The sequence below is a fragment of the Parasporobacterium paucivorans DSM 15970 genome (genome assembly GCF_900141895.1).
Classification (GTDB): Bacteria; Bacillota; Clostridia; order Lachnospirales; family Lachnospiraceae; genus Parasporobacterium; species Parasporobacterium paucivorans.
In genome coordinates, this window is the sequence record NZ_FQYT01000035.1 from 1 (window position 1) to 11,034 (window position 11,034).

The 11,034-nt window shown below is 39.7% G+C and carries 14 protein-coding genes and 1 pseudogene; 6 read left to right on the forward strand and 9 right to left on the reverse strand.

Features of this window, described 5'->3' with window-relative positions; translation table 11 throughout:
• The 3 genes and pseudogenes from BUA79_RS12690 to BUA79_RS11765 all read right to left on the reverse strand — a co-directional run.
• A pseudogene (locus tag BUA79_RS12690) lies at positions 1–191 on the reverse strand (IS4 family transposase); the annotation flags it as partial.
• A gap of 180 nt (positions 192–371) precedes the next feature.
• Positions 372–899 carry a ribosome hibernation-promoting factor, HPF/YfiA family gene (gene hpf / locus BUA79_RS11760; protein WP_073994612.1) on the reverse strand — a complete coding sequence of 176 codons (528 nt, stop codon included), beginning with the start codon at positions 897–899 and terminating at the stop codon, positions 372–374.
• A gap of 552 nt (positions 900–1,451) precedes the next feature.
• Complete coding sequence (locus BUA79_RS11765; protein WP_073994613.1) at positions 1,452–2,666, reverse strand: C40 family peptidase; 1,215 nt, start codon at positions 2,664–2,666, stop codon at positions 1,452–1,454.
• A gap of 169 nt (positions 2,667–2,835) precedes the next feature.
• Between BUA79_RS11765 and ymfI the strand changes: the two genes are divergently transcribed.
• The 3 genes from ymfI (at position 2,836) to BUA79_RS11780 (ending at position 5,996) form a co-directional block, all read left to right on the forward strand.
• Complete coding sequence (gene ymfI, locus BUA79_RS11770; protein WP_073994614.1) at positions 2,836–3,564, forward strand: elongation factor P 5-aminopentanone reductase; 729 nt, start codon at positions 2,836–2,838, stop codon at positions 3,562–3,564.
• A 120-nt stretch (positions 3,565–3,684) separates the two neighbouring features.
• The gene (locus BUA79_RS11775) at positions 3,685–4,092 is read left to right on the forward strand and encodes a zinc ribbon domain-containing protein (RefSeq protein ID WP_073994615.1); all 408 of its coding nucleotides are present in this window, start codon (positions 3,685–3,687) and stop codon (positions 4,090–4,092) included.
• A gap of 164 nt (positions 4,093–4,256) precedes the next feature.
• The gene (locus BUA79_RS11780; protein ID WP_073994616.1) at positions 4,257–5,996 is read left to right on the forward strand and encodes an ABC-F family ATP-binding cassette domain-containing protein; all 1,740 of its coding nucleotides are present in this window, start codon (positions 4,257–4,259) and stop codon (positions 5,994–5,996) included.
• Between the two features lie 106 nt (positions 5,997–6,102).
• Here the strand turns inward: BUA79_RS11780 and BUA79_RS11785 are convergent, their stop codons facing one another.
• From BUA79_RS11785 to BUA79_RS11800, 4 genes are all read right to left on the reverse strand, one after another.
• Positions 6,103–6,423, reverse strand: coding sequence for a DUF1048 domain-containing protein (locus BUA79_RS11785; protein WP_242941700.1), 321 nt, complete (start codon positions 6,421–6,423; stop codon positions 6,103–6,105).
• Between the two features lie 23 nt (positions 6,424–6,446).
• Positions 6,447–6,767, reverse strand: a complete 321-nt coding sequence (locus BUA79_RS11790; RefSeq protein ID WP_073994618.1) for a DUF1048 domain-containing protein — start codon at positions 6,765–6,767, stop codon at positions 6,447–6,449.
• Entirely contained in the window at positions 6,760–7,092 is a 333-nt protein-coding gene (locus BUA79_RS11795) for a PadR family transcriptional regulator (RefSeq protein WP_073994619.1), read from the reverse strand. Before BUA79_RS11795 ends, BUA79_RS11790 begins: the two co-directional genes overlap by 8 nt.
• Positions 7,093–7,226: 134 nt before the next feature.
• Positions 7,227–7,859, reverse strand: a complete 633-nt coding sequence (locus tag BUA79_RS11800) for a DUF3786 domain-containing protein (protein WP_073994620.1) — start codon at positions 7,857–7,859, stop codon at positions 7,227–7,229.
• 207 nt (positions 7,860–8,066) lie between these two features.
• Between BUA79_RS11800 and BUA79_RS11805 the strand changes: the two genes are divergently transcribed.
• A complete protein-coding gene (locus BUA79_RS11805) occupies positions 8,067–8,663 on the forward strand; it encodes an SdpI family protein (RefSeq protein ID WP_073994621.1) in 597 nt (198 codons plus the stop codon).
• 267 nt (positions 8,664–8,930) lie between these two features.
• On the opposite strand, the gene BUA79_RS11810 is transcribed toward BUA79_RS11805, so the two are convergent.
• Together BUA79_RS11810 and BUA79_RS11815 are read right to left on the reverse strand one after the other, a co-directional pair.
• Positions 8,931–9,419 carry a pyridoxamine 5'-phosphate oxidase family protein gene (locus BUA79_RS11810; protein ID WP_073994622.1) on the reverse strand — a complete coding sequence of 163 codons (489 nt, stop codon included), beginning with the start codon at positions 9,417–9,419 and terminating at the stop codon, positions 8,931–8,933.
• 138 nt (positions 9,420–9,557) lie between these two features.
• A complete protein-coding gene (locus tag BUA79_RS11815) occupies positions 9,558–9,911 on the reverse strand; it encodes a PASTA domain-containing protein (protein WP_207647351.1) in 354 nt (117 codons plus the stop codon).
• A gap of 76 nt (positions 9,912–9,987) precedes the next feature.
• Between BUA79_RS11815 and BUA79_RS11820 the strand changes: the two genes are divergently transcribed.
• Together BUA79_RS11820 and BUA79_RS11825 are read left to right on the forward strand one after the other, a co-directional pair.
• Positions 9,988–10,455, forward strand: coding sequence for a DUF1648 domain-containing protein (locus BUA79_RS11820; RefSeq protein WP_073994624.1), 468 nt, complete (start codon positions 9,988–9,990; stop codon positions 10,453–10,455).
• Positions 10,456–10,780: 325 nt separating this feature from the next.
• Positions 10,781–11,034 (forward strand): transposase (locus BUA79_RS11825; protein ID WP_143147922.1); only part of this gene is annotated, 254 nt, incomplete at its 3' end.

Genomic DNA, 11,034 nt, shown 5'->3' on the forward strand with positions numbered 1-11,034 from the left:
TGATCTAATAGTTCCGTTCCTAGTGAGCGTCCCTCCATAGAAATAAAAAAATGAAAAAATGTATCAAAATCCAATTTCCTTTTCCTTGAGAAATCACTTTCTGGATTCTTTACAAAAAGCCAAGGAACTGTACTCATTTCTTTAATTGATTCAGAAAGTGTTTGTTTTACAAATGAAATATGGTCTCGCATGTGGTTTTCCTCCTTGAAATATATAATCAAAGGGCTTCGCCACATTTTTCTCATTATTTGTCAAGAGTTTTTTGGTTTTTATTACATAAAAAAAGAGCAGGGTATGTATTTCTACATACTCTACTCATGCGTCATTCTTAACTTAATGACATTGCCCTTGACGGAGGGCCTTTTTTGTTGTCAGATTTCTGGTTCAATCAAACCGTATGTGTTGCCTTTTCTCTTATAAACAACATTTACTTCGCCAGTTTCTGCGTTTGAAAATACGTAGAATCCATGTCCAAGAAGCTCCATCTGGATACATGCTTCTTCCGGATCCATGGGTTTAACAGCAAATTTCTTGGTTCGGATGATTTTAACTGCCTCGTCCTCTTCAAACTCCTGATCCATGTATTCCTTCGTGAAATTCTCGCGTGCCTGGTTCTTATCTGTAATCTTACTTTTATATTTTTTTAACTGCCGTTCTATTATTTCTTCAACAAGATCAATCGATACGTACATATCACTGCTTACCTGCTCTGAGCGTATGATAGTCCCCCGGACCGGTATGGTAACTTCTATCTTCTGCCTGCCTTTCTCGACACTTAAAGTTACGTTGACCTCCGTGTTCTGATTAAAGTATTTTTCCAATTTTCCAATTTTTTCATAAACAGCTGCTTTCAATCCTTCTGTCAATTCGATGTTTCTACCTTTAATAACATACCGCATGGTGTCCAACTCCTTTTCTCCCGCAACGAGTTGCGGTTAATTGCCGACTATGAATCTATCAGCTATATTTATTATACCATATAATGTATGGTTTTCAAGACAAATAGAACTCAATTGGATGTCAAGGTTTTTCCGGCAAAAAGACAGCGTATTTTTACGATTTATGATTTTGTTACAAAACAAATGTTCTATTTTTATTTGCAGAAATCAACAGATTTTTCATTTTTCACCTGTGGACAATGTGTATAACTCGGTGTATAACTCAAAACCATCAAAAAAACGTACTTTTCATTGTGGATAACTTTTTGTGCAATTCCATTTCCAATTGTGAATCCTGGTTAATAATTCGTGCTAAAAATTAGCTCTTTTGTAAATGTTGCACAACTGTTACGTTTAATTCAACATTTTTTATTATTTATTAACATTATCTTCACATTTTTGAACGGCCGTCAGTTTTCCACGAACTTATTTGTACTTCTGGGGAAAAGCCCGTTCATAAAAATAGAGCCGACCTCCGCTTAGCGGAAATCAGCTCTCAGCTTTTCATTATTATTAGTAAATAAGTCTTCTTGCAGCAATCGGCGTTCTGTAATACAGGTTGCTGCTGACGATAATACCGGTGGACGGAGTACTTGCATGGATAATCTGTCCATTACCGATATAAAGAGCTACATGACCTGAGTAACAGATAATGTCTCCTGGAAGCAGAGAATCAAAAGATACGGCAATACCAACGCCTGCCTGGGCTCCTGAATAGTGTGGCAGTGAATAACCAAAATGTGCATACACGGACATCGTAAATCCTGAACAGTCTGTTCCATTTGTCAGGCTGCTTCCACCCCAAACATAAGGGTTTCCTTGAAACTGCATTGCATATGCTACTACTGCCGCCCTGAGAGCTGCCTTATCCGAGGTGTCAACCGTTCCTGCTGAATTGGTTGCAGCTGCGGTTGTGGTTGTGGTTGTACGGCTTTTGGAAGCAGTTGTTGCCTTTTTGGCCGCTGCTTCTGCCGCAGCCGCCTCGGCTGCAAGTCTTTCCTGTTCTGCCAGCATTGCCTGCTCTTCTTCTAACGTAACTGCTGTATCAAAATCCACATCGATGGTAACATAATCCATGGATACCCAGCCGGTCGTGCTGCTGTCGACATTCAGATATACCCATCCGTCACCATACTGGATTACATCATAAACTTCGCCTTCAGGAAGCTGTGCAACAATCGGGGAGTCTGTACTCTGGCTTTCTCTTACATTGAGCGTCATCGTATTGACTGTGGCATTTACAAAACCTATCTCTATGGCTTTTGCTTCCGCTGCATCACCAACTAAAAAGTATTGTGAATTAATATATCCGGTAACATTTCCGGATTGAATCTGATACCAGCCGTTCTCTTCGGAAAGGATAGTAGCTGCACAATTGTTGTATATTTTTCCTACGACTTCATATTCTGTGCCCGCTCCGCTTCTTACATTTACATAGTCGTTAACCTGTGAAATCGCGACATTGTCATAAACGGAAGCTGGCTGCGCTGGTTCCGCCTGCGCCTGTGTTTCCTGGACAGCTGCTGGCTGTACAGGTGTATTTAGTATTCCAAGCAGATCTGCCTGGACCTTTTCGCTGTTTGTCAAATAATGGTTCAGTTCCACGGCCGCTCCTGCGGTAGGAACCTCAGTATTCGGAACATTCGCTCCGGTTACAACTACTGCTCCGCTTATAGCTATTGCACCGACGATTCCCGCCAAAGTTGTCCTGATAAGTTTTCTGTTCATCTTCCCTCCACAATCATTTAATATATATAAAGAATTAATTAAATATTACTATTGTTACGAATTTGTTACATTTCTAATTGATTATAGCAAATACTACTAGGGTTGTCAATTGAATATGGCAAATTTATGGTATACTATGAACAAGCTTATATATACGAGGAGGTTGAATATGAAAAAAACGGCTTTGGTTTCCGGCGCATCCAGAGGGATTGGTAAATCCACCGCTCTTGCCTTCGCATCCGCCGGTTACAATCTGGTCATAACGAGTCTGAACAGCCGGGACATGCTGGAGGATACCCGATGTGAAATACAGAAAATGGGCATGGAATGCCATACTTATTTGGGAGATATGGGAAGTGAGGAAAATGTAACCGCCCTCTTTGAGGAGCTTAAATATGCGGGCATCAATATAAATGTACTCGTCAATAATGCCGGCATCTCCCATTTCGGCCTCCTTCAGGATATGACCATGGAAGAATGGAACCGTGTTCTGAGTACAAATCTTACAAGCGCCTTTCTTCTATCTAAATATGTCCTGCCAGATATGATTCGGAACAAAAAGGGGAAAATCGTCAACATTTCTTCCGTATGGGGTGCTTCCGGTGCCTCCTATGAAGTTGCTTACTCAGCCTCAAAGGGTGGGCTCAACAGCTTTACCCGTTCTCTGGCTAAGGAACTGGCTCCCAGTAACATACAGGTCAACGCGATAGCCTGCGGGATCATTGATACGGACATGAACCGGCACTTAAGCACAGAAGAGCGCAGAGAGATTGAAGATGAAATCCCTGCCGGCAGATCCGGTTCTGCATCCGAGGTAGCCGACATGGTTCTCAAAGTCGTAGAATCACCGGAATACCTGACCGGACAGATCATCACCTTATCCGGGGGCTGGTATTAGTCAGCATATATTCTATTTTTTTGATGTATACTCTTTGGAGTTATGTTATCATGAATACAGTAAGATTCCTGCAGCATGAAAATATTTTCTAAATGCAAGTAATATGAAGGAGGCAATTATATGGATCTGTTTGAAAAACTCGGTGAAATGGCCAAAAGTGTAGGCGATAAGGCTAATGAAACCATCGAACTCGGAAAACTGAATGCAAAGATCAACGACGAGAAATTAAAAATGAATGTCAATTTCCAGAAAATCGGAAAATATTATTACGACCGATACAAAGCGGGAGAACGCATGGACGGCAACGTGCAGTCCTATTGTGAGGATCTGGATGCCGCCAGCAAGAAAATCGACGAACTAAAAAAAGAACTCGATAATATAAAGAACAAAACCGATGCAGCCAAGGCGGCCCGTGCAGCAGAAGACATTCCGGAATCGGCTTCCGAATCTATCGTCTGCGAAAACTGTGGACACCTGAACAAACCAGGCACCAACTTCTGCGGAAACTGCGGAACAAAACTGAAATAGAATATGAACTGATTGATATTCGGTGCAAAAAGTGTTATGCTACCAAGGAATACTAAAAGAAGTCTTTTACTACATAAAATCAGTCGTAAACCGCGATTGAGACGTTCATCTACTGAAGAGCTTATTTTTTAAGCTCTTTTTTAGTGACAGAGAGAGGTACTATTATGATAAAAGTTGATAACCTATCCTTCTCCTTTCCGCAGAAGGATCTATTTGATAAAATTTCATTTACATTAGAAGAAGGGCAGCATTGCGCCTTCATCGGGACAAGCGGCAGTGGAAAAAGCACGTTGATAGACATGATAATGGATCCAGAAAGATACATGTTCGATGGAACGCTGGATATAGCATCTCCCTGCAGAATAGGGTATGTGAGTCAATTTTCGCAGCTGGACAAAACGGATGAGATTACCGTCTTTGAGTATATTGGGGCGGATTATATTAAGCTGCAAAATGAAATTGCTTCAATTTGCACGGAAATGGAAACCTCTTCCGATATCGATCCTTTGCTGGAAAAGTACCAGCAGGCCCTGGATGCCTTTAATGCCATTGGCGGGGATGATTTTGAAAGCAACATTATGAAACAGTTAAACCTGGCAAACCTGGGCAGGCATGAAAATCTGATGGTATCCAAACTCAGCGGCGGCGAATTCAAGCTTATACAGGTAATCAAGGAAATGCTCACGGCTCCGGACTTATTGATTATGGATGAGCCCGATGTGTTTTTAGACTTTGAAAACCTTGCCGCTCTCAGGAATCTGATTAATTCCCACAAAGGAATACTCCTGGTCGTCACGCACAACAGGTATCTGCTGAATCATTGTTTTGATAAAATCGTGCATCTTGAAAACACAGAGCTTCAGGAGTTTGACGGTAGATACATTGATTACAATTTCCAATTGCTGCAAAGTAAAATCGAATTGCAGGAACTGGCCGTTGCAGATACGGAAGAAATTGCAAGAAACGAGATTGTAATCGATAACCTGAGAGCCGTAGCATCTGTTCATACGGAAGCTGCCCGAGGAAAATCACTGAACGCCCGGGTTAAACTCCTGGAAAGACTGGAGGCACGCAGAATCAAAGCCCCTTTCGTGGATATCAAACAGCCGGAAATCTTTTTGGATGCCGATACTGGAGCAGAGGAAACCATTGCCTTAAAGGTCAGAGGCTACAGCGCATCCTTTGAGGATATCCTTTTAGAAAATGTCAACTTTGAGCTTAAATCCACTGATAAGGCCGCCCTGATTGGTTCAAACGGCACCGGAAAAACGACTTTACTCCGGGAAATCTTCAAAAACAATCATGATTCGATCGAGATAACCGAAGGCGCTGATGTGGCTTTTCTCTCCCAGCTTCAGGGCGAAATATTAAATGAATCCAATACGATTATGGAAGAGTTTCTGGACGCTGGGTTTAAAACGTATCAGGACATCCGGGCTTATGTTCTCAAATATGGTTTCGAGGGCGAAATCCTTGACCAGAAGATAGGCTCTTTATCGGGTGGAGAAAAAAATATGCTTCAGCTGGCTAAAATTTCCGCCGGCAAAACAAACCTGCTGCTCCTGGATGAGCCGACAAGCCATCTGGACACCTACTCGCAGATAGCGCTGGAAAAAGCCATAGAAAATTACAAAGGCGCCGTCCTCATGATTTCACATGATTTCTATTCTATTGTGAACTGTATGGATTTTGTTTTGATCATAGAAGATAAGACAATCAGAAAAATGAGCATGCGGAAATTCAGACAGATGATTTATGCCAAACATTTTGATAGAGATTATCTGGAAATCGAGCAAAAGAAAAAAGCAGTTGAAACAAAAATAGCTCTGGCCCTGAAAGATACAGATTTCGAGCGTGCAAAGATTTTATCCGAAGAGTTGGAGTCATTGATTCAATTATTCTAAATCTTCTCTGTCGGCATCCGCTTCCCCCTTGAACAAAAAACATACGCAAAAGCCCGTGAATGCACTTATTCCGGGCTTTTCCCATGCAGCTTGCTCATGCATCGGATTACAGTTCTTTTCGGAATTTATTCATAATGTCCCGATTTAGATTTTTACGGTATTTATCTGTCCATTTTTCCGTATTTCGTATAAATTCATCGCTAAAACCGACAACGTCTTCACCTGTCACTTCGAGGACGTTCCTGCCATTCGCAGCACTCTCCTCAAACAACTCCAGTAATTCCTTCTGTGTTTCCAGCATACCAGAGCCATCTCCTCCTGCAAAACTCCAGATGTGTCTATGAATTTTATTAAATACAGCTCTGTATTCTTCTGGCAGCGCTTCTGCTCGTTCCATTTGTTCTCTATATTCTTTTTTGTCATCCATCATTTTCCTGATATGTTTCAACATCACTGATCTCCTTTTCGTTTGTCTGTTTCCATGCCGGTACTATAGGCTGACATGAATTCATCGCTAAACATGCCCGCATCACTTCCGATGACATCTATAATCTTTCTGCCATCCGCCGCACTCACCTCAAACAAATCCAATAAATCCGCAAACATTGTCATATTATCGACTGGCACGCCTACACAATACATATATTTTTGTATTTTTTTGAAGGCGAAACTATACTCTTCCGGCAATGAGTCAACCTTCTTCATCATTTGCTTATAGGCTTTTTTGTCACTCATGTCTCCAATTACCAGCTTCGTAATATAATCAAACATATTTGCCTTCCTCCTTCAGCTGGGTGATTTTTGTCGAAACAAATTCCCATTTCTCCCAAAACCTCTTCAGTTCTTCGCGTCCCGCATCATTGAGTTCAAAAAACTTTCGTGGCGGTCCTATGTCAGATGGTTTTTTTGTAGTTTCCACCAATTTATTCTTTTCAAGTCTAATCAATATCGTATAGACCGTCCCATCCACAACATCCGCAAATCCGAGAGTATTCAGCCTCTTCGTAATCTCATACCCGTATATTTTCTCGCGGCTGATAATTTCGAGAATGCAGCCTTCCAGTACGCCTTTCAACATTTCTGTTATGTTTTCCAAATGAATCACCCCTTCACTATTTGTGCCGCCAGTATTGTGTATCACTTACTACCTGTATATAGTATCACTTAGTAGGTTCGCCGTCAATACCCTGTTACTTTTTGTTTCTCCGGACAAACGATCGATGGGATTCTTCAGTTAATTTCCTCTTCAAAAAGCTCTGCCATCCTATCAAGCACCATATTCAGTAAATAAAACGTCGTTTCAAGGTGTATAAACTGCGCTGTGTTGGCATCCCATAGAAAGAATATCCTCGGTGTGTACTCGTCGTCGCCCTCCCAGAATTGAAAACAGATAGGAAATCCGTCGAAAACCTCAAATACACTGCTTACATCGGCGCTGCCCATTTTCTTGCCGTCAAAACGATCTAAAACCTTACTAAGTTTCCCGGATTTGCCGGAGAACATAGCTCCTCCGCGCTCGTAAATGCCGCCGTGTCCTTCAAAAAGGTAGGCATGGGAATTAAAGCCCATTCCCTTGAGCGAAACAAATTCGCCAGAAAGCTTCCTGTCATCTTTCGACCAAGTGAGATAATCAAAAATGGACAATGCAGCGTCATGACTCTTTTCGTACATGTAGTTTATACCGTCCTTCGACCTTTGTATATCGCCCAATTTTTGTGAAATTCGGTACTGAATATCCATAACGCGCAAATAAATGAAATCCCCGTCAGCCTGCAGTCCAAGCTTCCTTACCAGCTCTTCCTGATCAGCGACGAGAAAAAAGTTCCTTGCGTTTTCGAAATAGTTATCCTTTTTTATTTCCATAGCGTCCCCTTTGCAGTGCGAGCAGAATGCTTTATCGCACATCTAAAATACGTTCATACGGGTTTATTTATATATGAAGGCTACTATATGAGATTCATAACATTCGATTGTACTTGATACAATAATAATACTATGCTACCGTTTAACCAAATAGTTAACTTTAGAAAGTAACTTTATGACATTTTTTGAAAAGAAATGAGGTCGAGTATGAATAAAAATTTCAGGGTTTACGAATTAATTATTGGTACATTGTCTTTTATAACGTTGATTTTGGGTTTCTTTGCGCCAGACACCAATATAACCCTCATTATAATAGGGATATTTATATATGTTCTTTTGATTATATTTCATGTTAATACACCAAAGATTGCAAATTTATCAGCCGATAACCCTAAGGTTAAGACTATGAGAAGAATGAATGTGTTCTCGTTGGTATTAGTAGCAATCTGTTTTGGAGTTATAAATTGGTCATCTGAGTTCCCGTTTCTTAAAGACAATCAGGGAATTATTGAATTTGCAATTGTCATTGTTGTTATAATTGGTATAGGGAACATTGCTCCCCAACTTCCGTTCAACAGATATATGGGATTAAGGCTGCCGTGGACGATTCGAGATGAGGAGACATGGAAAGTTGCTCATCGAATTCTAGGCTATTTAACATTCCCAATAGTAATCATAATTCTTATTGGTGGATTATTGGTTGATACTGAAGAATTTGCAAAATGGGGATTGATTACCTGGGTTGCTATCCCGAGTCTGTATTCTTGTTATTACTACTATTTGCGGATATCCGGAAAGAAATAATAAAGATCGTGATTTTATGGAAAGCATTAATAGAGTTCAAATGCGTGCAATGGCAAAAAACCCTCGTCAATCCGGAGCAAATATGGCAAAACGAACCTCCAGTTACTGCGCTTGCAGATTAATTATTTTTTATTTTTTAAACTTTTCATCGAGTGCATGGGTAAACGCTTGGGTATAGTCCGCCACTTAATATCGCATTTTTGCGAGCTAAAAACCCCCGAAAAAGTCTTTACATTGGTTTGTCACATAAGAAAAACGCGAACTGGTTTATTCTTTGTCATTGACAATTTCTAAAGCTGCTTTACCTGTCATATGTTCGATTTTCACTTCGACCAAGCACACTCTATCCCATGCGCCTTCAATTTCTTGTTGCCCTTCCTTAATATAGTCAGGTGAATATTTTTCAACTAAACTTTCAAGAGCGCATCGTCTTTCAGAATCATTTGTAAGAATCCTTGCTCTGCCAAAGATGGAAACACTCTTAAAATGTGTAGTAAAAGTTTTTTGTATTACTTCGTCTTTTTCTATAACACAAAATGTTACCTTGTCATTCCTTTTTATACTGTCAATCTTATGTCCGTGTTTTGCACTATGAATAAATAGTTTGTCGTCTATAAAAGTATAACTTACTGGAACTGTATAGGGGTAATCGTCATCGCCAATCACTCCTAACACTCCAGATGTGCATACCTTTAGAATTTGAATTGTCTCTTCTTTGGATAATAATTGTTTTTTTCTTCTCATTTCTCTGAACAAAATAGCACCTCTTTATATTTTTTTACATTTGCATACTAATACTACAAGTACGCCATTTTCTACAATTGCGACATAGTTCCATTATACGGGATATACAAATGAAATACCATTCTTTAACAGCAGCAAATACAAGCTGTACTATTCATCAGTTTTTCCCCGGAAATCCTTATGGATAAAAAGTTTTTGGGTATAATACGCCGTAAGTTGGGAATTTGATTTTGAACTGCTCCCCGATTCTGAAATCACATAATAATCTATCCGAACTTCTACATTCGGTTCATAAGAATCATCTTTTCCGAAACTGGCGAAGGTTGGACCTGGTTTTTCTAATTTTCCTGTTACTTTCAAACCCAGGACTTCAAGGTCTTCCCGCGCTTCATTTACATTAAGCCCTAGGACTTCCGGAACTTTAAATTTTTGAACTACATTCTGTGATAGCTCTTTACTTAAATATATTTCTACCAATACCTGCTCCCATATTTCTGTTGACAATTCAGACTGAATTTCTTATAAATGAATTAAGCCGCAATTGTATTCTATTGCGTATTAAATCGGAGAGGCTATTGAAATGAAATTGAAAAAGAATAAGTATGATGTTTTTGCAGAAATTGTATGTTTGGTTTTGCTAATAGGCGTATGGATATATTTATTTCTAAATTGGAGTACTATTCCTGATGAAATATCAGGTCATTATAATGCAGCGGGTGAGATTGACAGAATAGGGAGGAAGGGAGAATTGCTTGTACTTCCCATTATTAGCTGGCTGATGTACTTAGGAATGACGGCAATAGGAAGCTTTCCACAGATTTGGAATACAGGTGTTACGGTGACTGAGGAAAACAAGGAACGTGTATATCGAGTTTTGAAAAATATGTTGAGCACATTGAAATTAATTCTGGCAGCCGTTTTTGTGTACTTAACAATAAATTCATCAAAATCAATCCCATTGCCGATGCAATTTCTTCCTGTATTTTTAATTTTAATGTTTGGTTCAATAATATTCTTTATCATAAAATTGGTTAGGGTAAGTAAATGATTTTGATATCATTTATGATGATCCAATGTAAAGACTTCTCAGGAGGTCTTTATTTGATGTCCTGGAAGGACTTATTTTGCGTATCTATTAAAAAATCGTTGCCTTAAGAAAACATAACGATTGATATGCTCTTAATACATTTCTGATTCCTGGACTACATCCATTTATGCCCCAAAATTCGGCAACCGCCCCCAGCAATAAAAAAGCCAAAGCTCGAGGGTTTGAGGGTTCACATTGTATAACAAAAGCCCCATGAATGCAAGCATGATATGCTCCCTTCTAGGTAGACAAGTGAAATAATAAAAACTTGTTTATTTAGGAGGGAGTGTTTTTTATACCTAGAAATGTATCGCCACAGGACAAGCTACAAGCAGTAATCGAGTATCTTACCGGAAAAGGAAGTCAAGAATCTATAGCCAAGAAATATGATGTTAACCATAAGTCTTTGTCAGCATGGATAAACAATTATAAGGCATTTGGAGAAACGGCCTTTAATAGAACTGGTCGAAACAAAAACTATAGTTTAGAATTCAAAAACACAGTAGTTCAATCTTATCTTTCAGGAGAAGGTTCCTTCGA

Bases quoted from the DNA above. Each gene is read 5' to 3' on its own strand.
- hpf (WP_073994612.1), bottom strand. From the start codon at position 899: ATGCGGTATGTTATTAAAGGTAGAAACATCGAATTGACAGAAGGATTG.
- BUA79_RS11765 (WP_073994613.1), bottom strand. From the start codon at position 2,666: ATGAACAGAAAACTTATCAGGACAACTTTGGCGGGAATCGTCGGTGCA.
- ymfI (WP_073994614.1), top strand. From the start codon at position 2,836: ATGAAAAAAACGGCTTTGGTTTCCGGCGCATCCAGAGGGATTGGTAAA.
- BUA79_RS11775 (WP_073994615.1), top strand. From the start codon at position 3,685: ATGGATCTGTTTGAAAAACTCGGTGAAATGGCCAAAAGTGTAGGCGAT.
- BUA79_RS11780 (WP_073994616.1), top strand. From the start codon at position 4,257: ATGATAAAAGTTGATAACCTATCCTTCTCCTTTCCGCAGAAGGATCTA.
- BUA79_RS11785 (WP_242941700.1), bottom strand. From the start codon at position 6,423: ATGGATGACAAAAAAGAATATAGAGAACAAATGGAACGAGCAGAAGCG.
- BUA79_RS11790 (WP_073994618.1), bottom strand. From the start codon at position 6,767: ATGTTTGATTATATTACGAAGCTGGTAATTGGAGACATGAGTGACAAA.
- BUA79_RS11800 (WP_073994620.1), bottom strand. From the start codon at position 7,859: ATGGAAATAAAAAAGGATAACTATTTCGAAAACGCAAGGAACTTTTTT.
- BUA79_RS11805 (WP_073994621.1), top strand. From the start codon at position 8,067: ATGAATAAAAATTTCAGGGTTTACGAATTAATTATTGGTACATTGTCT.
- BUA79_RS11820 (WP_073994624.1), top strand. From the start codon at position 9,988: ATGAAATTGAAAAAGAATAAGTATGATGTTTTTGCAGAAATTGTATGT.